Source organism: Providencia huaxiensis, assembly GCF_002843235.3.
Lineage (GTDB): Bacteria > Pseudomonadota > Gammaproteobacteria > Enterobacterales > Enterobacteriaceae > Providencia > Providencia huaxiensis.
In genome coordinates this window covers 291,954-317,166 of sequence record NZ_CP031123.2, presented here as the reverse complement: position 1 = coordinate 317,166, position 25,213 = coordinate 291,954, and the positions used below count along the sequence as shown (strand labels likewise).

Here is a 25,213-nt window from a genome sequence, read left to right as displayed (position 1 = left end):
GCTAAATTTGTAATAGCGTTATTTGTATTATGCATAGCCCTACCATTTAAAACATTAACAAAAATCAAAAATAATTTTCATTTAATTTATTTAATTCATAAAACCTAGTCTATTCAGGCCTTCAGAGCAATTTATAAAAATATTTTTATTTTGAATAAAAGTTCTTAATGCGTATCTTGCATCAAACCATACTTACTTGCATTTCTCATCCAAGACAAACATTGATAAATATTAACCACAAGTTAAGCAGCAATAAGTAAGTTAATAATCACTTGAATATTAACCAATATGTTAAATAAATGAAGAAAGATAAGCATTTATTGATTTTTATTTTATAAAAAGGCTAATGAAATGCAGGGGTATTAAAATGAAAGGTTTAATTGGTGTATTAGGTGGTATGGGGCCTGCCGCTACTGTTGATTTATTTAATAAATTTGTAAGCTATACCGTAGCAAATAGAGACCAAGAGCATATCCCTTTAATTATATCATCTATTCCTGATATACCAGATCGAACAGAAGCGCTATTAAACCATGGTGAATCACCTTTACCTTTAATGACTGACTATTTAAAGAAACTAGAAAGTGCCGGGGCCGAATGTATTATTATACCTTGTAATACAGCACATTTTTGGTTTAGTGAACTAAAAAAAGCTTGCCATGTCGACATGCTAAGCATTGTTGAAACGACAATGAAAGAAGTACTAGCAACCAAGAAAAAAAATATCGGATTACTTGCAACAAATGCCACTATGTATATGGGACTATATCAAAAAAACATAGAGAATAAACATTTAAACTGCATTACTCCTGATAAAAAAAGCCAAGAAAATGTAATGGAAAGCATTTATTTATTAAAATCAGGAAATAAAAAAATTGCTGAATCCATTATGAAACAGCAAGCTGAAATTTTATTTTCCCGAGGTGCCGAAATTATTGTACTTGGCTGCACCGAGGTTCCCGTCATTCTTGAAAATGAAATTAATAGTTATCCAGATAAATATATTGACTCAACCAGCTCATTAGTCAGAGCAAGTATTCACTGGTATGAAAACAGAGTCGGAAAACAAAATTTAATGATAAATAAAAATATTTAACTTATATCAACTATCAAAAATTAATTTTTTAATATTACTAATGACAATATATTGTCTATTGGAGACGATTATGGTTTGGCTAGAAATCATTGTTGTATTAGGTGCAATATTCTTTGGTATACGCATGGGCGGAATAGGTATAGGACTCTGCGGTGGGTTAGGATTAGCGGTATTAACTATCGGATTTGGTTTACCTATAGGTTCACCACCTGTTGATGTTATTCTGATTATTATGACGGTTGTGGTAGCAGCATCTGCATTACAAGCTGCGGGCGGGATGGATTATCTAGTCCGCCTAGCCAGTAAATTTATGCGTAAAAATCCTAAGTATCTAAACATTATAGCGCCAATCACCACTTGGGTGATGACTATCATGGCTGGTACAGGTTTCATTGTGTTTTCTATGCTGCCTGTGATAGCAGAAATTGCGAAAGATTCGGGTATCCGACCATCTAGAACATTAGCAGGCTCAGTGGTTGCCTCACAAATTGCTATTTCGGGCTCTCCAATCAGTGCAGCAATGGCAGCGATGTTGACAATCATGGAAGGTAATGGCATCACTTTTATCGTTGTCATGTCAGTATGTTTACCCGCCTCTTTTGTTGCTGCCATGGTTGCCGCTTTTATTGCATCACGTCAAGGCTGCGAACTTGAAAACGATGAGGTCTATTTAGAACGTTTACAAAAAGGCTTAGTTCATAAATACGAAGAGAAAAAAGGCGAGAGCACAACGAGAGAAAAATTCTCTGTTGTTCTATTCATTATTGCCACGATTGCTATCGTGATCCTCGCTGCATTCCCACAATTACGTCCTGGTTTTGATATCGGTAAGCCGATGGGAACACGAGATATCATCATCATTTGTATGCTAAGTGCAGCATGTTTGATGGTGGTTTTCTGTAAAACATCACCTGATTCTATTGTATTAGCACCAACATTCCGCTCAGGAATGAGTTCTCTTGCAGTGATCCTCGGAATTGTGACATTAGGTACCACTTTTGTTGATGCCCATATGGACCAAATCAAGGCCATCGCGGGAGATGTATTATCTGCATATCCTATTTTATTGGCTTTAGTTCTGTTTTTGACCTGTGCCTTGTTATATTCACAAGGTGCCACAACACCGTTAATAATTCCATTAGCCATTGCCTTAGATGTCCCGACATGGGCAATTTTGGCCTCTTTTGTCGCCGTCACCGGGGTATTTGTCTTACCCACTTACCCAACATCATTAGCTGCCATTGAATTCGACTCTACTGGGTCTACTCGAGTCGGAAAATATATTTTAAATCATCCCTTTATGTTACCAGGGCTAGGTGGAATTATTGCCGGTGTCGCCTTCGGCTTTATCATTGCACCAATGATTGTCTAGCACTAGGGTGTGAGTCTCCCTCACACCCTTTACGCTGTAATAAAATGATTTTATTGACAAAATGAAGTTAAACTTTGGCTCTATTTAGCTTTATACTTTGTTTAATTGGTAAAATACAATTACGAGGTATAAAGCTATTTTTTTTCATACCTCTAGGTGTATCTGCAAAAAATATTATGACAGCGTATCAAAATGACTCATTACCCTATTTAATTTTTTAAATTAAATTTTATAAATTAAAAATAATGGCCTATTAGCCATTCAATATCTCTTTATTAAATGTAGTTTAAGTTTGTTTTCATTCAAAAGTGTGAGCTGAAATGTTTTTGCATGAATTATCCGCTTCTGAAAATAGTTAAAATAATTATACTCGGCTTCATATTCATTTCTAAAAAAACAAAATAAGGAATGAATTAAGATTTTTATCATGATTTTCATCATGTTACAGATTCAGTTTCGGCAGTCTCATTTCCCAATGAAAGTACTCAATTAAGTGACTAAAATTAGGGCTTGAATCACAAATTTTAGTTTTTAAGATACTTACTTTCAAAAATGACGACGTCGTCATATTAAAAAAAATTTATTTTATCTATAACATTAAATAACCATTTTTCTTACATACATACATTGTTCATAGTTAAGCGTTAAAAAACTAAAGCAAATGCGTTATAAAAAAACGCTTAATGTTGACGTCAACATTAGGGTTAACAACTAGAAAGAGGTCTTAGAACATGAGTAACCTACCTGAAAAAATGAAAGCGGTTGTTTGTCATGGTCCACATGATTATCGCTTTGAAAACATTAAAAGGCCGGCACCAGGATTTAGAGAAGTTGTCATTAAAGTTGATGGATGTGGGATCTGTGCTGGCGACTGCAAAGCCAATGATGGCGCTCAGATGTTCTGGGGAGATGATCCATGGATAAAAGCCCCCGTTGTTCCTGGCCATGAATTTTACGGACGTGTTGCTGAACTTGGTGAAGGTTCTGCTGAAAAATTTAAATTAAAAATAGGCGACCGGATCTTAGCTGAACAAATTGTCCCATGTTGGGAATGCCGTTTCTGTAAATCAGGCAAATACTGGATGTGTGAAACCCATGATATTTACGGTTTCCAAAAAGAAGTTGCCGACGGTGGTATGGCTGAATATATGCGTTTTTCAGAACGCGCCATTATCCATAAAATCCCTGATGAACTGTCTGATAAAGATGCCGCATTAATTGAGCCAATGGCTTGTGCTATCCACACTGTACGCCGTGGTGATATCGATTTAAATGACGTCGTCGTCATTGCTGGTGCAGGCCCACTAGGGCTGTGTATGATCCAAGTCGCCAAATTAAAAACACCGAAAAAACTGGTTGTCATTGATGCGATTGATGAACGCCTTGAATTAGCAAAAAAATTTGGTGCAGATGTCGTTATCAACCCACTGAAAGAAGATGCCATTAAGCTAGTCAAAGATATGACGGAAGGCTATGGCTGTGACGTTTATATTGAAGCAACGGGGGCGCCTATTGGTGTCACTCAAGGGCTAGAAATGATCCGCAAACTTGGCCGTTTCGTGGAATTCAGCGTATTTGGTAAAGAAACAACGGTTGACTGGTCAATCATAGGTGACCGCAAAGAACTCGATATCCGCGGAGCTCACTTAGGGCCATATAGTTATGAAGTCGCTATTGACCTATTTAGCCGTGGCTTAGTTAGCGCTGATGATATCGTTACTCACTTCTATTCCATTGATGATTGGGAAGAAGCCTTTGTCATGGCGAAATCGGCAGACTCAATTAAAGTCGTCATCAAGCCATAAACATGTTTTAACTGGTAGTAATAATTGATAATTCAAATAAACACTAAATAAGTAAAAACCCTACATATAATTAAACGCTCTTTTAGGAGAACATCTTATGCTGAGTAAATTTAAAAAGTTAGCTGTAGTTGCAAGTGTACTGACTTTAGGTATGACATTTAACGCTACCGCTAAGCCAGTTTCAGTGGGCATGTCATTTCAAGAATTAAACAATGAATATTTTGTCACCATGAAAGAAGCCTTAGAGAGCGCAACGGGTGATATGGGCGCACAACTATACATTTCTGATGCGGCTCATGATGTATCAAAACAGACCAGTGATATCGAAGATATGTTACAGAAAAAAATCGATATTCTGTTAATTAACCCGGCAGATAGCGTGGGTGCTGAAACGGCTGTACTGGCAGCGAAAAAAGCGGGAGTTGTAGTTATCGCCATTGATGCCCAAGCAAATGGCCCAATTGACTCTTTCGTTGGTTCTAAAAACTATGATGCTGGCTTAATGGCTGGTAAACGTTTAGGTGAAGCATTAGGCGGCAAAGGCGAAGTGGCAATTTTAGATGGTATCCCTGTTGTGCCAATTCTTGAGCGCGTTCGCGGCTTTGAAGCGGCGATGAAAGAATACCCGAATATTAAAATCGTAACTAAATTGAACGGTAAACAAGAACGCGATACCGCAATGAACGTGACAGAAAACATGTTGCAAGCAAACCCAACGCTCAATGGGATTTTCAGTGTTAACGATGTCGGTTCTTTAGGTGCGTTAGCTGCGATTGAGTCCTCTGGTCGTGATGTCAAATTGGTGAGTGTTGACGGTTCTCCTGAAGCGGTTGCTGAAATTGCCAAAGGTAACTCGCCATTTATTGCTACTTCGGCGCAATTCCCTCGTGACCAAGTTCGTATTGGTTTAGCTATGGGCTTAGCAAAATACTGGGGTGCCAATGTCCCTAAAGAAGTCCCAATTGATGTTAAATTGATCGACAAAACCAATGCTAAAGACTTTCACTGGTAATCGTTAGTTATCAATAACCAATGTATTGCACCTGTATTTCTGATGTTCGGTGCAATACATTTTCATAAATATTAATTATTAAATGCATATTGGAATAAAAATTCCAAATGGCTTTGTTACCCATTTTTAAGCAGTTGAGAAATATAGGGAAGCAATATGATGCAATTATTAGCATTAAAAGATGTCAGTAAAACTTTCCCTGGGGTTAAGGCGTTAGATAATATTAATCTCTCCCTAGAAAAAGGGGAGGTTCACGCATTATTAGGTGAAAACGGCGCAGGTAAATCAACGCTAATGAAAGTGTTATGTGGAATACATAAACCTGATAGCGGACAAATTCTGATTGAAGGCAAAGAACACACCTTTCATAACTACAGAGATGCAATAAAAGCAGGCGTAGGTATTATTTTCCAAGAATTTTCTCTTATTCCTTATTTAAATGCTTTTGAAAATATATTTTTAAATAGAGAGTTGAAAAATAAGTTTGGTTTATTAGATAGAAAATTAATGCGAAAAAAATCGCAGGAAATCCTAGCTGAACTGGGTGTAAACATTAATATTGATGAGCCCATTAGTCATTTAAGTATTGCAGAACAACAGTTTGTTGAAATCGCAAAAGCACTGTCTTTGGATGCTAAGATTTTAGTGTTAGATGAGCCAACTGCGACATTAACACCCAATGAAGCAAACCATTTATTCGATGTAATGCGCGATTTAAAAGCTAAAGGGGTTGGAATGTTTTTTATTTCCCACCATTTAGAAGAGATTTATGAAATCTGTGACACCATCAGTGTACTACGCGATGGACAATATATAGGGTCGCGTAAGGTCGATGAAACAGATTTAGACGTTATTATCGAAATGATGGTTGGCCGTGAAGTTGAAAATATTTACCCTCATAAACGCCAATTCAACGAGCAAGAAGTCATCTTAGATGCGGAAGTTCAGCGTTTTTCATATAGCCCAACTAACCACCTTCAATTAAAAAAAGGTGAAATTTTAGGGCTTGCTGGATTAGTCGGTTCAGGTCGCACAGAAACTATTCTTGCCATGATTGGTGCTGATAAGGCTTACAAGAAAAAAGTTGTTTTAGAAGGCAAAGAAGTTAAAGTTAAATCAGCTGCGACTGCACTGCAATTAGGTATCGGTTTATTACCAGAAAGCCGAAAAACTCAAGGACTTGTATTGCCGTTTTCCGTTAAAGAAAATATATGGCTAAACAATCACGCTCAAAAATTATTTTTAATTCAAAACAAAAAAGAACTCACTTTATCTATTGATTTAATTTCCCAAGTAAAAGTTAAAACACCAGAGCCTCACACTGCAGTTTCTACTTTAAGCGGTGGAAACCAGCAAAAAGTTGTTATTGCTCGCTGGCTAAATAAACAAGCCAAAATTCTTATTTTCGACGAACCCACTCGAGGTATTGATGTTGGGGCAAAATCAGAAATTTATCAATTAATGCGCTCTCTAACTGAAAAAGGAATTTCCATTATTATGATTTCATCGGAGCTACCAGAAGTTATTGGTGTCAGTGATAGAGTTTTGGTTTTTCGAGATGGTGAAATTGCCGCTGAGTTAACTGGAGACGAAATAAACTCAACTCAGATCATGGTGCATGCGGCCGGCAATATTATATAGGATAACGACTATGTCTAATCAAAGTGCAATTCCATTAACTAAAAATAAATTTAGTTTTTCTAAGCTAACAAAAATACCTGCATTTTTACCACTTGTTGGTTTAATTCTTTTATTTGTCTGCATGTCCATTTTTAATGAACATTTTTTAACTGTAAATAACCTTTCGACAATTGCTCGTCAGGTTTCTATTAATGCCATTATCGCTATCGGTATGACATTTGCTATCTTAACAGGTGGAATTGACTTGTCCGTTGGTGCTGTTATGGCGCTTTCTGGAACCTTGATGGCAGGCTTAATGAAGTATTATGGAATGGACCCTTACGCCGCAATTGCTCTGGGTTTATTATCCGGTGTTGCTTTTGGCTTCATTAATGGAATTTTAGCCGCTTATGGTAAAATGCCACCAATTATTGTCACCTTAGGCGCCATGATTATTGCTAAAGGGCTAGCCTTAATTTATACCGGTGGCTACCCAGTGTCAGGATTACCTCAAGAGTTTGCTTTTTGGGGACGCGAAGAGTTAATGGGAATTCAAGTTCCTATTTTATTAATGCTTGGCCTTTATCTTATTTTCTATGTTGTACTAAATCATGTCTCTTTTGGCCGTTATATTTACGCCATTGGTGGTAATGAAGAAGCTGCACGCCTCAGTGGTATCCGCGTTGAACGTTATAAAATGTTAGTTTACGTCATTAGCGGTTTTACTGCTGCATTCGCTGGGTTAATATTTACCTCTCGAGTAATGAGTGGGCAACCCAATGCAGGGGTAGGCTTTGAGTTAGATGCGATTGCTGCGGTCGTACTCGGTGGCGCCTCAATAGCAGGAGGCCGTGGTATGATCATTGGCACACTCATTGGCGCAATGATCTTAGGTGTACTTAATAACGGTTTAAATTTATTAGGTATTTCACCTTATGTTCAATATATTGTAAAAGGCCTAATTATTTGGGGTGCGACATTAATTAGCTCAATGAAACGCTAAATTAATAGTCCTTCATCGCCATTAAAATAGGCAGGTATCGCTACCTGCCTATTTACATTTTTCATACTTCAAGTTGTATAGATGTTGACTGCACTTACATACAACTCGAATTCTTTAGAGTATATAAAGATCATAACCTTCTTTAATTCTAAATATTATTAATAAACAACAAGTTTTCCATCAACAAATATTTGTTTTGTTTTATGATCTTTATGTGAATCTCGCTCTATCTCAGAAAATAATAACTCTGTTGTTAATTCACCAAGATATACCGAATCATGATGTACACCAGAAATAGATAAATGGTAAGTATCTGCATAGGGTGGTAAATCTACAGAGAAATAACGGCAAGAAAGTCCTAGTTCTAAAATAATTTTATACATCCCTGCCGTAATAATTCCATTCAGCCCAACAATATACATATTAGGCGTATAAAGCTCTTGAACTTTTTTTCTTAGATAATCTTCATCATTCTTATTAAACATATAACTGCTGTATAAGACATTAATATTTTTTCTATTTGGAAAGTTTTCATATATACCCGCTAAACGAGACAAACTAATTTCAGATCCTTCAGGCCCTGAAACAATAAGTGTATTTTCACTATTTTGCTGGTTAAGAAACTTTCCTGTTAAAGCGCCAATTTCAAAGTTTTTCAAAAACAACCCCGAATACTTATTCTGATAACCATAAATTGAACGGTCAACAAAAACTAAAGGCACATTATGCTGGTCAATTAATGATAAGTAACTTGGTTGATAGTCTTTATCATCACGAACTGGCGATAGTAGGATCCCACTCGCTTTGTAGCTAACTAAGGTTTCGATTGCTGTTTTTTCTGCTTTTTCATCGCTATCTGAATCGAAAATCATGACTTGATAGCCTTTTTCTTTCGCTAAACGTGAGACCGTTTGAATCAGTACGACATAAAAAGGGTTAAATGTGCTATCAGTAACCACACCTATTATGCGGCTATTTTTATTTTTCAGATTACGTGCAAAAAGATTTGGCACATAATTGAGTTCTTGTGCTATAGCTAATATTTTATCCCGAGTTTCCTTCTTTACCATCTCAGGATGATTAAATGCCCTAGAGACAGTAATATCCGTTACATTAGCACGTTTAGCTATATCAATTATCGTTGTTGAGCTATCTTGTTTTGTCATAATTATACTAGTCAACCTTTAATGATTACCCAGAAGAATATATTAGTAATCCATTGCACTATTATCAGGGTAGAAAAATGCGATGGTTCATTATACCTTTTTGAGCTTGAAGATAAATCAATTTCACTTTCTTTAAGAAGAATAAGTGACTGATAATTCAAAATAGTGACATACAGCATAAATTATAAAAATTTAATTAATAATCTGATATTTGAAATTTATTTCAAATGACATTTAACTCAATTAATACTGATGAGATCAATCCTAAAGCGACAAAGATGACAACACTTGAAAATAGCATTTGAATGGTTTTATTAGAAATATAATGTGTTATTAACCGACCAATTAATAATCCAATGACACATGAAACAATAAAAACAACACTAATTTCTCTAGGATATTGGAACCCATTCCAGACATTAATGAAAATACTAATACTACCAATACAGAAAATAACCATTAACGATGTTGCAATAATGCTCTTCATATTCAAATTAGTGAACTTTCGCAATGCAGGAACAATAATAAAACCACCACCGACACCTAGCATACCAGTAAGTAACCCTGTAATGACACCAATCCCCCCAAAGATTAACGCTGTTTTAGTGTTCCAAATAAATTTCCCAGTTTCAGTATTAATTAAACAATGTGCATCATTTTGCTCATCAACCCTATTGAAAAATATACGCCCCCCGACATAAAGCATAACAAGGCTAAAAATAAGCGTTAACCAAACTGGAGGAACAATATGGGCAAGATAAATACCATACTTGGCAGAAGGAATACTCAGTAGTGCTATCCAAATAGCCGCTTTATAGCGAATATTCTTTTTTATAAGCCCTTGAATAACACTAATAAAAGCCGCTATTGTAATAGCTAAAAGCCCGACAGGTGCAGCTAATGCTACACTCCAATCTTGGCTTGCCATTAAAGCAGGAACAGCAAGAATTCCCCCGCCAGCTCCCGTCAAACCTAGTAGACAGCCTATCAATAACCCTTCTAATATCAGTATTAACATTATGAATGTCTTATCATTATTATTAAATATATTCGCTGAATATTAACGCTTACTGAGCGTTTTTTCCAATTCCATTAGTACCTTATTAAATGGCATTTCTCCTGCAATAATATCGATTAACCGAGTATCTTGAAAAACCGCAATTGTCGGCACTGATTTTATACCATATTGAGGTGCCAAAGTAGGAGATTGAGCAATATCAACAATGCCAAAAATGATGTTATTTTCTTGAAAATATTCAGAAAGTTTAGTAAAAATAGGTTTCATATTTTTACAAGGCAAGCACCAAGATGCCGAAAAATAAACGACAACCGTCTGATGGCCTTGCGACCCTAAAGGGTAAAGTATATTTGAGAAATTATCACTATCTAGTGATAAGATATTGTGCATTATATGCTGCCTTTTTATCAATTTATCCTGAACTAACATACAGAAACAATATACTAGATAATATACCACTTCTTATCCATTAGTTGATCAATATTAATTAAATATTTCATTATTCTTATTTAAGATAAATAAATTGTTAGAATAGTTTTCAAGCACCATCAACACTTATATTAATCTATATTTTAAACGTTATAGCAATCATATTATTTAGAAAAATATAAATATTTTTATAATTAAGCCATACTCTTCACACTTATTAAAACCTTTAGTTTTTTTATTTAGATTATGGCAGAAAGGCATCTGACGGATCTCAACGAAATCCAACTGCATGAGTATGGCAAGTTCAACTCTTTAGCTCCTTAACATAACATTTTCCAAATGGCTGATCACGGTGCGTAAAGCACGTGGTTTTCCCTTTGTTATTCACATTGGTCAACAAGGAGCCTGCGGCATTACTCGCGAGCTGGTCTGCAAATGGAGAGCCCCCTGTGCTAAAGCCGCCACTTTGGCTATCCACCTTGTACTCAGCTTTATTTTTGATATCCCCAAAGCCCAGCGTGCCCGTATCCAACTTGTTCTTTTCAGCGTCCGCAGTGCTGCTAATCACCGCCCCATCGAGTTGCGTATGATTACCGACGGTGATATCAAAACCGCCTTTGCCTGCATTAATAAGCGACAGTTTGAAGCGATTTCACAGCTAGATGAGAAAGAGAGAGAAGCGATTGAGACCGTGATCAACAGCATCTTACATATGCATGATGCGAAGCGCTGGACAACAAAGAGTAATTAATTGGAAGTGGTCAAAACCAGATAATATACAGTGGGTTACGCCCCGAACCGAGGTAAACCCAACCCCAGCCCGCAACTCACCTTAAGTGGTAAGTGGCTGAATGAGTTGGGGTTTACGGTGGGCAGTCACTTTACCCTCACTCGCCAAGCCGGACAGTTGATTATCCGGTGGGCTGAAGGGGAAGTAAGGCGGCTAAGGAGATCCCAGTGTGGGGCTGGGATCTTATTAAAATCACTTGTTAGTCATGATTGATATATATTGCGTTATCTTCCGGAGGGGGGCTTTCAGACCATCCCATACTAACTACAACATTTCGAGCTAATGCTCTCATATTTTCCCACTCTATATAAGATGAAAGAGCTTCATTGTTCCAAAAATGGATATTATTTGAGCCGCTGATAGACAACATGTAATCATCTAATTCTTTTATCGCAGAACTTTGCTCAATAGATAATAATTCATAATTTATATCATCTAGTGCTATTTCCCACTCAACTGCAAGTTGATCTGCCACATTTACAAAATCAGGAAATAGTCTCATTTGAGTATCACTTGGCTGCATAAAAGCACGGGTAATCCATTCTAATTGTTCCATAATCTCTACTCTTTAGTTTTATTAATTATTGTGGCTTTCTCACCTTGTGTAGGCTTATATGTACTTGGGTCTACAACTTTCATTGTGCCTTGAGTTGTCGTGGATACTTTATAATAGCTGCCTCCATGTCTACCTCCTCCAGGGTGGTATTGGATTTGGCTAATTTCAGGATGCCCCTTGACCTCAATAATAACAGCCTGACCAGAACCTCTTGTTGACTGGCGGACATTTACTTCACAGCCCGCTGTTTTGAAATCTTTAGCTATATCATCTGAAGAACGCCCCCAAATTGCTTGAGGTGCTTTAGTAAAATTAGTTGCTATATTTACTGAGTTATTCGAGTTAGATTGTTTTGGAATAGTACCTTTATTATTTCCCTTACCAATATTACTTCCAATTACACTACCGACCCCTGCTCCTGCTAATGTAGCTCCAATATCGGATACAGCCGCTAAATCCTTACCAAACTCACTGGTATGCTGATTGATCACTGCATTATCTTTAATTGTTTCTTCTTGAACGAAATTAACAATATCAGGATCAATACCTAGCCAAAGCCCATTGGCCATGTTTTCATTATAAGCTTCATTGGCTAACTCGCGCCCGAAACCACATAAATCTGGGTTATCTATGCATGACGCTTTATTTTTCTCTCTATCCTTTTCAGCTTTTGCACGAGCTTCTTCTAAAATTGGCGTTATATCTTCGCCTTTTCTTTTAGCCTCTTTGATTTTCCTATCTAAGGTGAACATATCACCCGATAAATAGTTATTCTCAACCGTCGTCTTCCCTGCTTGGGCTGCATTCCCTGCACTCGAGGTATCTCCACCCACTAAACCGCCTGCAATACCCGCTGCCAGACTCGCAAATGCACTGACTGTCGCTTTTTCGTCTTCCGTCAGCTGGCTAGCTGGTTTGTTATACAGTTTCTCAGATAACATTCCAACCGCTTCCGCTGTCATTGCTCCGAGCGATTGTGCCCCTGCATTTTCACCTTTTGCCAGCGCTAATGCAACATTCGCAATACCGTGGGCAATGATGCGTCCTTCTTTGTTCTTCTCTGGAATATTTTTGGCGATTTCATTCGCAATATACGGCGCACTCGCATTCGCTACCGCTTTATTCACATCTCCACTGATAAGCCCTTGAATCAAAGCGGTGCCTGACTCGACTATACGGCGATTATCCCCTCCGACACCCCATTCAGATTTGTTAACTTGAGCTTGAATAGCATCTTCTCTTTCCTTGCCACTCAACTCAGGGTGCTCTCTATCTACATCCTTCGTAGCTTTAATCGTCTCATTCGTCACCGCAATATCAGTAATCTGCTTACCTAATTCGCCCACTAACTGCGTTTTTTCTATCCGTTTTTGCTCTTTTTCTTTGTCAAAAATGGTGTTCAGCTTCTCATGGGCATTATCTGTATCACGGCTTAACTCGTTGATATCTTGTTTCTGATTATCCTTATCTCGAATTGTAATCTCGCCTTCTGACACCGCTGAGTGTGTCGTATTGCTGTCTTTGCCTTTGTTATTCACATTGGTCAACAAGGAGCCTGCGGCATTACCCGCAAGCTGGTCTGCAAATGGAGAGCCCCCTGTGCTAAAGCCGCCACTTTGGCTATCCACCTTGTACTCAGCTTTATTTTTGATATCCCCAAAGCCCAGCGTGCCCGTATCCAACTTGTTCTTTTCAGCGTCCGCAGTGCTGCTAATCACCGCCCCATCGAGTTGCGTATGATTACCGACGGTGATATCAAAACCGCCTTTGCCTGCATTAATACCCGTTTGTTTATCTACCGATTGATAATCGCTGTGCATCTCGGTTTTATTAACATTCACTGAAGCGGTGGTATTTAAGCCTGTTCCAATACTGCCGCTTAAACTGCCGCCCTGTTGCTTTGAGTCATACTTATCAGTAACTTGTTGGCTCGATAAAGTTAAATCCCCGCCCACATTGGCTTTAACAGTTTCCCCACTCGCGTGTGCGCCTGTCAGCGTGGTATCTTTGCCGCTGTTGAGGGTCAGTTGTTTGCCTGCGTTCACTTCCGTATCGGTGTAGAACTGGCTGTCACCTTTTTCAAAGCCGCTGCCTTTATTCACACTCGCATTGACATTCCAACCGCCCGTACTGATACCCGCACCGATTGAGCCACCTTTGCTTTCGTTTTTCCCATCCACTTTTTGCGTGTTGGTGGCACTGGTCAGGTTGATATCATTTTTGGCGGTTAACGTGACGTTTTTATCCGCATCCAGTTGGCTACCTTGTACTGTCAGATCCCCTTGGCTACCCTCTTTTTTACCCGTCGCAGTAAGGGTGATGTTATCCCCCGCACTTAAACTACTACCTGACGCCGTATGCTGCTCGGTTTTGGTGGTCGATTTAGACGAACTGCTGCCATATGACACATTAACGCCAAAGGCATCTGCCACACTGCCGCCTTCTTTCAAACCTGCTAGCTCACCCGCTTGTTGAGCCTGAACGCCTTGTAGACCTGCCTTCATCCCTTTAAGGGCCGCTAATTGTCCGTCATCTTCTTGTTTTGCCGATTTCGCGGTCTGCGCCATTCCATCTAACATGCTGCCCGCTGCACCGCCGAGGGAAACCGTCAACCCGCTGGATTTGGTTTCCACTGTGGTGATATCGGTACGGCTATTTTCAGCCGCCGTAATATTCACATCACTACCGGTCACATTGATATCTTTCGCCGCAATCACATCACTACCATGAATGCTTGCTGTACCACCTGCGGTCAATGTCACATCGCCTGCCGTACTCCCAATCACACTGCCTTTTTTCTGGTTACTATCCGTATCGGTGGTCACTTTTTGTGAATTTGAACCAACCGTGAAACCAATGCCGCCGGTGCTCATCAGGCCTGACTTGGTTGTTTTCGACATATGTGTTTCATGGGACGCTTCATCAAAAGTGGTCACATTTAACTGATTTCCAGCGGTAACATTGACATCGTTGGTTCCAAGTAAATTACTCCCTTCGATATTGACGTTGTTCCCTGCGGTCACTTTCACACTATCGCCGCTAAACGTACTACTGATAGCGGTACGTTCGTTCACCTCATCATGAGTTTCTTTTGTCGTGCTTGATAAAAAGCCTTTATCCGTGCTTTTTGTGTGTTTCGCATAGTCACTGGTTTCAATACCAGAGGTAATATTGATGTCACGTCCAACATTGATCGCCAGCTCTCCACCGCTGGTCACAGTCGTTGCACGAGCGGAAAGATCTTGCCCAGCCGATAAGGTTAAATCCCCTTTAGTTTGGATTTGCGTGCCGACTTCAGTGCTATTAGCCCCACGATAGTAATTGCTTGAATTATGCGTGTAATCAAATGCCGAGCTGACATCACGAGTTTCTAAACTAATATCGCGTCCCGCAATAATGGAAGTTTTGCCATCAACGCCTAAATTGCCGACATCTGTGGCGATCAAGTTGATATCTTGTACCGCTTTTAAGATAAGCTGGCCATTATCACCTGTGACATAAATACTGGCTGGTCGGTCGAGCCATTGTGATTGACCATCTCCACGCTGCGCAGTTTCACTGAGAATATCGCGGCCAGCTGAAAGCGAAACGCTGTCTAATCCACGAATTTCCCCACCGATATTCTTAATATCTTTTAGGGTGTCAAGTTGTACATCTTTACCTTGAATGCGCCCACTATTTTCGATATTTTCAGCACGTAAATCGGTCAGTTCACGGCTACTGATTTCACCGCTATTAAGGATATTACCGGTCATGTTGGCGGAAACATTACGCCCCGCTAACAATGCACCATTACCGTTTAAGTCCCCTTGACGGGCTCGGACATACACTTGCGGAACACTAACCATTTCAACGCGGCCATCCGGCAGTGTGACTTCTTTATTCACCATCCACACGATGTCTGTGGTTAAGTTCGCCATTTGCTCTGGTGATAATGCAATGCCCGGAGTCAGGTTAAATTGCTTACCAAACGCAACACCGTTAGTTAGCAGCGCGCGATATTGCTCTTCATCACTATTGTAGTTGCCTAATAAGCGCTGTCCTGTGGTTTCAATCAGTTGATCACGAACTAAACGTTGCTCATAGTAACCATCCCCCAAACGCTTATGGAGCTGCTCATTGGTGACAATATCAATACTCGACAACCATTTCTTGTAGTTAGTGAAACGCGGGTCGGTTTCAATCAAAAATTGGCTATCACTACCCGGTGTTAAGTTAAACAGACTATTGTCGGGTAATTGAGTGTTTGGCCCAACGGTTCTTATCACGGTATCGAGGTTGTCTTTACCCTGAGGCCCAGTCTCCGCAGTGATATTTTCCCCTTTGCCTACATCAGTTTGCCCTTGAATGTCAGCCCCGTTACCGATGTTGGCATCATCAGCGTGTAATGATGAGTCAACCGATTTGTCGTCTTTAACATCCACTTTGTCTGAAATTGAAGGTAACTGCGCCACTTCCATTTGTTGGCCTGGCTTCAGGTCTAATGGCGTGTTTTTGCTATCTTTTAACGCCTGCTCAGTAACAGCTGCACCTTGGTTTTCTTGTTGATTAGCGTCAGAAACACGTTCGGCTTGCCCATCCAGTTGGTTCACTTTGACTGAATCGAGCTGAGTTTTATTGATCCCCCCCGCGTTCTCGGCAACCTCTAATAGATGTAAGGCTAAATCTTCTTCGCTATTGACCCCTTGGTATTTTGACGTGCTAGTACGCGTTTTCCATTTTTTACCACCTTTATAGCGATAAATCGTATTTCCATCTTCAAAGATACGGCGAACACCCTGTGCTTCTTCGTTGTTGAGATCATAGCCTGTTAAGATCAGGTTTTGCCCCGCAACAACGCGTGAATTTTCATTGTTCAGCTGCTGACCATCAATCGTCAAGTGCTTTCCACTCGTAATCAATGCGGCATCGCGTTTGATAACTTGGGTTTCATAAATGATACGGTCGTAATCGTATTCATAAAAATTCTTAGTCCAGTTACCATACTCAAACATCCGCCAGCGATTAGATTTTTCATAATGAATACCCACTTCCTTGTTCAGCGTACCATCTTCATTAATAGCGTAACGCGTTTGGTTGCCATTACGCGGCTGAATTTTATAACGTCGCCCATTACCAAAATCGTACCAATCAAAATGTTCACGGCTCACTTCCACGGCTTCATCAGTCAGTTGTAAATGGATATCTTTATTTTCAAGTAAATCCGTTTTTAGTGTGAGGTTACCTGCCGCTTCAATGTTAGCACTATGGTTTTTCACGCTTTTAGCATGACCGGTGGCTTTTAGCTGGTCGTTTAATTGGCTACCGATAGTTAAATCACCATCACTGTAAATTAAAGCGTGATCACGGTTTAAAAGTTCACCAACCGCAAGATTGGCCTCTTTACGCCCAGCAATAACCGCTGCTTTATCTCCTTGTTTATCATTGACTAAGCTATTTACTGCGATGGCAAGGAAATCACCATAAATGCGGCCTGTTCCTAAGTTACTTAAGGAATTAGCAACAATATGAGTTAATACGCCATCAATGAGCCCAGTATTGTGTACCTGACCACTGGCTTTTATACGGGTACTTTGCCCACTGATCTCACCTGAAAGTTGGTTAATAACGGTCGTTGTGTTTAAAACCAGCTCGCCAAGACTAGAAATTAACCCTTTATTGGTAAAACCTTGAGCAAAATTAGCCGTTAGGTTTTCACCTGCCTGAATGCGTCCCGTATTTTCAAATAGTTGATTGAAGGTGAGCGATAACGCTTTTTGCGCGATAAGTTTACCTTCACCTGTTAACTGGTTCGCCGTGATCGTGGCAGAGCCATTACTGACTATCACCCCTTGCTGATTTAATACCGCTAAGACTTTACCTTGCGCTTTATCGGTTACATTCAAATCCGTTCCCGCAGATAGCATCCCTTGTATGTTATTCAGGCTTTGTGCGATATTCGCTTCAATCGCTTGCCCTGCACGAACCGCCCCGCTTTGGTTATCTAAATGTGTGGTTCTGAGGTTAACATTTGCCCCTTCAAGGCCTTTACCTGCTTGAGCTGTATTTTTGTTATCAATAGACTCCGCAGAAATATCAAGGTTTTCATTGGCTTTGATCCAGCCTTGTTGGTTTTCAATTTGCTGTTTGACTACCAGTTCAACATTATTGAGACCTTGAATAACACCACTCATATTATTGAGTTGTTGGGTATTTACGTTCAGGTTTTGACCGGACAAAACCTGCCCTTGCTGGTTATCAATCCGTTGATGAATATCCAGCGTTGTACTCCCCTGAGATTGAACAACCCCTTCAGTATTATCGAGGTTTTTTCCTGTCACTTTTAACGCCGATTGGCTCAGTAATAACCCTTTTTGGTTATCAATTTGCTCAGCATTCACTGTGAGTCCAAGTTTTCCTTGAGCCACACCTTGGGTATTATTTAAATCCCCAGTATTCAATTCAAGCTTGTCATTACTCGCTAATGTCCCTTGCTGATTTAGCAATGCCTGCTGCTGGGTATTGATATCCATCGACTGCCCAGCGAAAATTTGCCCGTTCTGGTTCTCAATACCTGTCGTGGTGAGTGATGCCGCCCCTGAGCTTTGAATTTGCCCTTGCTGGTTAAGCAGTCTGCCACTGTCAATCGATAAACCGCCCCCACTTAATAAACCACCATTTTTTTGCGTAAAGCTATTGTTTATCTGCTCACCATGGGTGTTGAGTGTGAGCTGCTTTCCTGCTTGAAGTCGACCTTGTTGGTTATCCAGTGCCCCCGTGTTTGCCGTTAAATTATTGACGGCAAGAATTTCCCCCTCCGTATTATCAACACGTTTTTTCTGACTATCGAGGGAGATTTGGTTCGCTTGTATTTGCCCTTGGCGATTGATTAACTCACCAATTGTCATCGCCAGATTTTGGCTAGCAAAAATGCCTTGATCGGCTTTTTTAGCAAGATTCGTCAGTTTCTGCCCCTGTGTGTCAATACTCACAGAGCGGCCTTTAATCACGCCTTCACGGTTATCCAATAGTTGCGTTGTCATTGAGAGTTCAGACTGGCTGCCCACCAAGCCTTGCTGGTTGTTAACACCTTGGCTGTTCAGATTAAGCGTGTTTTTCGCCACAATACGGCCTTGCTCATTATTGAGTTCCCCCGTTGTTAGGGTTAACCCTCCTTGCGCATAAATGCCTTTATTGTCACCGCTTTGGGTGTTATTGAGCTGCTCACCGTGAGTATCAATCAGCATGTCATTACCTGATTGAATTGACCCTTGTTGGTTGTCAATTTGGCCACTATTTAATACTAATGTTTGCTGAGCTAATAACGAACCTTGTGTATTATCAAACCGCTGGTTATGGGTATTAATATCAATGGTATTTGCTTGTAAATAACCCAACTGGTTTTGTAGTGCTTGATTGCTCATCTGCAACAGTTGCCCTGCGGCAATTAACCCTGCTTGGTTATTGATACCATTAGCCACATCCAGTTTTGCATCACCATGGCGAGCAACCAATTTTCCTTGCTGGTTTTCGATATCACTTGCCGTTATATTCAGCCCATTCTCACCAATGAGTGCCCCGCTTTGGTTTAATAATTCACGGGTTAAATCAATACCTAGCCGACCATTTTTTGCAGTGATAACTTGTCCATCACGATTATCAAGACTATTGGCGGTTAATGAAAAGTCGCCATTACTGCCTATTTCACCCGCTTGGTTATTCAGCTTCCCTTGTAAATTGATTTTCCCGGCTTTATCGCCAGTTTGTAATAATTTCCCGCCTTGGTGATCAAGGGTATTTGCCGTTATTAAGATATGATCTGCTTGGGTGACAGCCTGATTTAGCGAAAGCATTCCACCTTCAATATTCAAGGTGTTCGATGCCAGTATTTCACCTTCATCACCGTCTAGTGATTGACTATTCAAGGTGACATTCCCCATGCTCGCAATCACTTTACCTGTGCGGTTAATCAATGATTGGGTTTCCACAAATACACCCTGCCGGCCGGTCAATGCTCCACCCGTGTTATCCAGCACTTGTTGAATTTGTAAATCAAGCTTACCCATTCTTGCGCTGAATATTTTACCTTGTTGATTATCAAGGGTATTTGCTTTGATTAGCCAAGAGCCGTTACCACTGATATCCCCTGCGCTATTGTTAATCTGTTGGGATACCTCAATAGTACCTTCACGTTCACCCAGTTGGGTCATTGTTCCTTGCTGATGGGTTAAATTATTCGCTCGCAATTGGATATGCTGCGCTTGCGTATTTGCGGCTGTCAGGTCAATCCCTTTACCACTTAGTGATAAATCGCCTTGAGCAATGATTTCCCCACGCTGACCTTGCAAGTCTTCAGTGGTCAGCAGCATATTCCCTTGTTTACTAATTGCTTTACCGTCAATATTGGTGAACGACTGTGTGTTAAGGGTAAAGTCTTGTTCTGCAAATAAGGTGCCTTGGGTGTTATCTACGCTCTGCTTCGCATTTAGGATTAGTGACCCGACTTTTGCCGCGACCACAACACCTTGCTGGTTAGCAAGCGTATTGACATCAAGACTTAGTGTGCCTTGGCTGCTAATATTCCCTGACTGGTTATCAAGGGTTTGAGCAAGCTTGATTTGCCCTTTTTCACTGCCCGTTTGCAGCATTTTCCCACGCTGATGAGACAGGTTTTGTCCTTCAATTTGGATGTTATCGGCCTGCGTCACCGCGTCATTGAGATTAAGTTCATCCCCCGTTAAAGCCAGTTTGCCTTTCGAGAGAATTTCCCCTTTTTCACCATCCAACTGTTTAAGTGTCAATTGGTTATCACCAAAGCTGGCAATAATTTTACCGGATTGGTTAATTAAGCGTTCCGCTGCTAGCTGAATACCTTGATTGCCTAATAATGTCCCTTGTGTATTATTCAGCGCCTGTTGAATAGCCAACGTCAAATGGCCTAATTTTGCCGCAATAATTTTGCCGTCTTGGTTGTTTAGCCCGTTTGCCACAATATCAATTTGGCCATTACTGGAAATTTCACCTTTCTGGTTATCAAATTGGTTTTGAATATGTAGCTCAGTTTTACCTTCCCCAGTTTGCAACAAGGTGGCACCCTGATGGGTAAAGTTGTTGGCTAAAATAGAAACTTGGCCTGCTTGCGTGAAGCCTTGGTTTAAATTGATATCGGCACTTTCTATGCGCAATGCATTTTGCGTATAAATAGTCCCTTTTTCACCTGCTAAACGATTTGCCGTTAATAAAGCAGCACCGGATAAACTGCTCATTTTACCTTGCTGGTTGATCAGCTTATCGGCTTTGATCATCAGGTACTTATCGGTTTGAATAACCCCACGAGTATTATTCAATTCACCAGTAGATGTTAGGTCTAAACGATGGTTCGAGCTAGTGAGGATTTTACCGTCCGTGTTGTCAACGGCCCCTGCTTGTAAATTCAGATCACCTTTGGATGCAATACTCCCTTGGTTGTTATCTAATCCATTAGCTACATTGAGTTTCAGCGTTTTATCACCCGTCTGCAGCATATTTCCTTGACGATGAGATAACGTATTTGCTTGTAAAGTGATGTGCTCTGCTTGTGTTGTACTTTGGTCAAGATTGGCCGATTTTGCGGTTACCCCCAGTGCACCACTGGTCAGAATTTCCCCTTTCTGCCCATCAAGCGTATCTGTTTTGATGATCAGGCCTTGTTTACCGGATGCGAGTATCGTGCCTTGTTGGTTGCTCAGGTTTTTGCTTTGAATATCAACCTTGCCATCACGGCTGAGTAACTGCCCAGACTGGTTATTTAACTGCTGCGTCGTGATTGAAGTATCACCTGCAAGGTTAATTTCCCCTTGCTGATTGTTTAATAGCTTGGTATTTAAGGTATTTTTTGAGTTACCCGTTTGAACCAATTTGCCTTGCTGATTATCAATTAACTCAGGTGCAATTAACGTGAGCTCATTGGCAACAATCTCGCCGCGCTGATTATCAATGCCCGTTTTAGCCGTCAATGTGGCTTTATTCGTGGCTTTTAGGTGCGCATTTTTCGTTCGAATATCGGTTGTCGTTGAGGTCAACACAATATTGTTGGCTTGGGTATTAGAATCAGACAAATCGAGTGAACTACCTGTCGCGGTTAAGGTGTCTTTGGCGACAATATCCCCTTGTAATGCAAGTGATTTATCCCCTTTAACTGTTAATGACCCCGCAGAAGTCAGCTTACCTTTGCTATCGACCCCTGCCGCCAATAAAGCACTACGATCACTGTTAATTTGCTCTGCATGAACTGCTGCATCACGCCCTGCAACAATTTGGCCTTTATCGGTGTTAGTTATTGCCTGTTTCGCTTTGAGCTGGATATCGTTTTGCGCCAGTATAGTACCGGTATTATTGATAGCATCTTGACTATTCAGGGCAATATTTTGGCTAGCGGTGATCACGCCAGAGTTACCTACTTTCCCATCCGCTGACAGGGTAATATCCCCGGCTTGTGCCCCAATATGCCCGGCATTACGCACGCCTACACCGTGCTCTGTCCCACGCATTTTAATAGTATTGGCGTACATCCCCCCTAATGCGGCAACATCTAAAGCAAATTCAGGCTTATCATCGGCAGAGGAATTATCCGTTTTAAGAATGGTTGTTCCATCCGCTGCCACGGTATTTTTCCCTGTCGTGATCGCTAAATCTTTGGCATGCAATTTCGCATTGATATTCACTGAGCGGGCAATCAACGCGGTGTAGTTGGTACCATTGCCATTATAGCCTTTCCCAAGAATATTGATGCTGCCTTTATCGACCTCAAATCCTTTGATTTTACCGTTTTCAATTAAAGTTTTTCCCGCCGATAGCAAAGCTTTATCGGCATTGATAAACCCGCAACCGTTACAGGTGATCCCCGCAGGGTTGGCGATGATCACATCCGCTTTTTTCCCTGCCACTTCAATAAAACCATTAAGTTGACTCGGGTCACGGCTATTTACCTCATTGAGGATAATTTTGGCTTCCCCTTTAGCGAGCCAATCATTACCTTGGATCATCCCACCAAGTTGTGTGTTCGTGTTGGTGCTGCTGTTATTGAGGATCACCCCTTTATGATCAACATCGAACTGGCTGTATTGGTTACGAGAGACGCCATCACGGTTAGGCGCTTGAATATTAACTTGCGGTAAACCATTTTGCGTATTAACAATGGTCGGTTGTTGGTTACCCGGAGCCTTACCATCTGCAACGATGGTCGATGACGAAACGCTAAAGCTCACCATTCCTAATGTAAACCACAAAGAAGTGACTATCGGTTTAATTGACCAGCGCACTCGTCTACTTGTTACTTTCTCTACGTGATTTTCACTCGAACCCGCAGGACCCGCACGATGGCTGCGCGTAATATCTGAAACCACCATCACCATTTGGCGAGCAGCATTAAAAATTAGGCGGTAAAATAACTTGTTCATCCTGAGAGTCCTTAATAATTCCAGTTTACAGAGAAAGCAAAAGTGGCAGGGTCGGTTCTAAAACCATCAGGTTTAGAGAAGGGAGTACCGATAGATAAGTCATAACTCAAATTGGCAGGGGTTATTGCCCCTCGTAGGCCAATCGCCCCACCCGCAAGGTGAGTCCCTAAATTCTGGTTAGTCCAACGCCCACTGATTTTGCCGTAATCAGCCCCAACATAGAGCTCTTGAGCAGGAATAGGCAGTGACCATGACAAGGTGTTGCGAAGTGTCCAGCCTTCATCCGCACTGAGTGTGCGCTCACCATCAAAGCCGCGCACCGTCCAGCGGTTACCAATACTAAATTGATCTTGAGGCGTTAAGGGACGGTCGCTTATTTGACGCGAATACTGAGTATCAAAACGCAACGATTGTTCGGCCACTGTAAAAGGGATACTAGCTGATGCGTTAAACTGCATCACAATCGCGAGGGCTGTCGCATAATCTTGAGAAGCTTTACTACGAAACTCTTCAAAAGCAGGCATAGCGCCAAACCAACGCGTCCCGTGTTGGTAACTCGCCCCCACGTTAATGGTTGATTGCCCCACATACTGGCGATGGTTTAGACCTAACTTCCACGCTGTAGTGCGCCGTTTTTGATTTTCAATTTCAGTGTTTTGCACAAAGTTACGGGTTTCGCGCAAATTCAGATCATAGGTAGCGGTGGTTTTCGCTGTGGCATCACGGTAAAGCACATTGCTCAGTTGCAAATTCAAGCTTTTACTTTTACCGCGATATTCAATATCACTATTTGCACCAGCAATAGTTTGAGTGTATTCATAATCACTCGCGGTGGTGGCAAACTGCCAATAACCAAACGGCACCGAGTAGTGCGCGCTGTAATTGGTGGTGTCTTTATCGCTAGAAAAACTTAAATCGCGAGTCGCTGTAAGATAGAAAAGATCGCTGAGAGAAGTCGGGTTATCCAATGCAAGCATCACACCCGCTTGGTTTTTACCGGTACTTTTTGAACCCGTATTATCCACCCACGCGCCCGCATGCCAATAGCGTGATTGCTGACGGTTGATCACAATTTGGGTTTCACCCGGGCCATCACCGGGGATCATTTCCATCGATGCTTGTACGGTTGGCAAACGTTGTAGATTTTCTAAGCCTTGCTCAATATCCCTCAAATCCAATAAATTACCTGAATGGGCTGGCATTGCGGTATACAGCGTACTGTATTGTGATGAGTCATCAGTAAAAATGACTTTTTGTACTTTGCCTGGCATGACAACTAATTGGAGAACTCCTGTTGATAAATCTTGTTCAGGAACCAATACACGACTGGTGATCCAGCCGTGGCTAATCAGCCGATTTTGTACGTCAGTGACTAATAAATTGATGCCATCAACACCAATACAATGACCAACAGCCTGACCCGCTAACCTTTCGATAGGTACCCAATGTGGGAAGGCATCTTGCCCACTGACAACAACCCGTTCAATTAAAAAACAAGGAGTCTCTTGCGGAAATTGCAGACGTGTTTTTGCAATGGAAGCAGATAAGTTCACATCGGGAGATTTTGCATCAAACTGCTGTTGTAACATTTGTTGCTGATGCGTTTGACGATTGAACAAGTTATCTGTGTTATCTGGTTTCAATAATGACGCTTTTGCAAGAGCAGGAAAACAAAAGGCAAAACAAATTGATCCGTTCAGTAAGGTACGTACATTAAGCATTAGTTTTTTTTAACGGTTTGGATTTAGGTTAAGTTAATATACGCAACTTTACATACTTTTTATTAAATAACAATCCAATTGGTTCGCATTTTTTGTTAATTGTCTGCTTAATTTTAAAATAACCAATTACTTTCAATAAAAACAAAATAAACCTACATATCAATTAATTATAAAATAAAAAACAAATTTAACTTGTAGGGAATATTAT

Annotated in this window: 14 protein-coding genes; 8 read left to right on the top strand and 6 right to left on the bottom strand. The window is 40.6% G+C overall.

The window, feature by feature from the left end:
- Positions 1-367: 367 nt before the first annotated feature.
- The 6 genes from cuyB to CYG50_RS02825 all read left to right on the top strand — a co-directional run bounded on the left by cuyB (position 368) and on the right by CYG50_RS02825 (position 7,908).
- Entirely contained in the window at positions 368-1,096 is a 729-nt protein-coding gene (gene cuyB / locus CYG50_RS02850) for a cysteate racemase (protein WP_102139471.1), read from the top strand.
- 70 nt (positions 1,097-1,166) lie between these two features.
- Positions 1,167-2,468, top strand: coding sequence for an anaerobic C4-dicarboxylate transporter (locus tag CYG50_RS02845; protein ID WP_094963063.1), 1,302 nt, complete (start codon positions 1,167-1,169; stop codon positions 2,466-2,468).
- Between the two features lie 731 nt (positions 2,469-3,199).
- Positions 3,200-4,273, top strand: coding sequence for a zinc-binding dehydrogenase (locus tag CYG50_RS02840; protein ID WP_102139472.1), 1,074 nt, complete (start codon positions 3,200-3,202; stop codon positions 4,271-4,273).
- A 151-nt stretch (positions 4,274-4,424) separates the two neighbouring features.
- The gene (locus CYG50_RS02835) at positions 4,425-5,285 is read left to right on the top strand and encodes an ABC transporter substrate-binding protein (RefSeq protein WP_375373115.1); all 861 of its coding nucleotides are present in this window, start codon (positions 4,425-4,427) and stop codon (positions 5,283-5,285) included.
- A gap of 156 nt (positions 5,286-5,441) precedes the next feature.
- The gene (locus tag CYG50_RS02830; RefSeq protein WP_102139474.1) at positions 5,442-6,926 is read left to right on the top strand and encodes a sugar ABC transporter ATP-binding protein; all 1,485 of its coding nucleotides are present in this window, start codon (positions 5,442-5,444) and stop codon (positions 6,924-6,926) included.
- 10 nt (positions 6,927-6,936) lie between these two features.
- Complete coding sequence (locus CYG50_RS02825) at positions 6,937-7,908, top strand: ABC transporter permease (protein ID WP_004905244.1); 972 nt, start codon at positions 6,937-6,939, stop codon at positions 7,906-7,908.
- A gap of 158 nt (positions 7,909-8,066) precedes the next feature.
- Here the strand turns inward: CYG50_RS02825 and CYG50_RS02820 are convergent, their stop codons facing one another.
- The 3 genes from CYG50_RS02820 to CYG50_RS02810 all read right to left on the bottom strand — a co-directional run bounded on the left by CYG50_RS02820 (position 8,067) and on the right by CYG50_RS02810 (position 10,521).
- Positions 8,067-9,074: a LacI family DNA-binding transcriptional regulator gene (locus CYG50_RS02820; protein WP_102139475.1), complete on the bottom strand. Its 1,008-nt coding sequence runs from the start codon at positions 9,072-9,074 to the stop codon at positions 8,067-8,069.
- A 223-nt stretch (positions 9,075-9,297) separates the two neighbouring features.
- Positions 9,298-10,092 (bottom strand): sulfite exporter TauE/SafE family protein, encoded by a 795-nt coding sequence (locus CYG50_RS02815; protein ID WP_102139476.1) that lies wholly within the window; start codon positions 10,090-10,092, stop codon positions 9,298-9,300.
- A 42-nt stretch (positions 10,093-10,134) separates the two neighbouring features.
- Entirely contained in the window at positions 10,135-10,521 is a 387-nt protein-coding gene (locus CYG50_RS02810) for a thioredoxin family protein (RefSeq protein WP_102139477.1), read from the bottom strand.
- Between the two features lie 352 nt (positions 10,522-10,873).
- Between CYG50_RS02810 and CYG50_RS23000 the strand changes: the two genes are divergently transcribed.
- Together CYG50_RS23000 and CYG50_RS02795 are read left to right on the top strand one after the other, a co-directional pair.
- Positions 10,874-11,272 carry a hypothetical protein gene (locus tag CYG50_RS23000; protein WP_232368232.1) on the top strand — a complete coding sequence of 133 codons (399 nt, stop codon included), beginning with the start codon at positions 10,874-10,876 and terminating at the stop codon, positions 11,270-11,272.
- A gap of 30 nt (positions 11,273-11,302) precedes the next feature.
- A complete protein-coding gene (locus tag CYG50_RS02795) occupies positions 11,303-11,524 on the top strand; it encodes a SymE family type I addiction module toxin (RefSeq protein WP_102139478.1) in 222 nt (73 codons plus the stop codon).
- Here CYG50_RS02795 and CYG50_RS02790 read toward each other — a convergent pair.
- The 3 genes from CYG50_RS02790 to CYG50_RS02780 are packed head-to-tail and all read right to left on the bottom strand — an operon-like array spanning position 11,511 to position 25,005.
- Positions 11,511-11,867, bottom strand: coding sequence for a hypothetical protein (locus CYG50_RS02790; RefSeq protein ID WP_102139479.1), 357 nt, complete (start codon positions 11,865-11,867; stop codon positions 11,511-11,513). The genes CYG50_RS02795 and CYG50_RS02790 overlap by 14 nt on opposite strands.
- Positions 11,868-11,872: 5 nt before the next feature.
- Positions 11,873-23,284, bottom strand: a complete 11,412-nt coding sequence (locus tag CYG50_RS02785; protein ID WP_238706819.1) for a two-partner secretion domain-containing protein — start codon at positions 23,282-23,284, stop codon at positions 11,873-11,875.
- A gap of 11 nt (positions 23,285-23,295) precedes the next feature.
- Positions 23,296-25,005, bottom strand: a complete 1,710-nt coding sequence (locus tag CYG50_RS02780; protein WP_102139480.1) for a ShlB/FhaC/HecB family hemolysin secretion/activation protein — start codon at positions 25,003-25,005, stop codon at positions 23,296-23,298.
- Positions 25,006-25,213 lie beyond the last annotated feature (208 nt).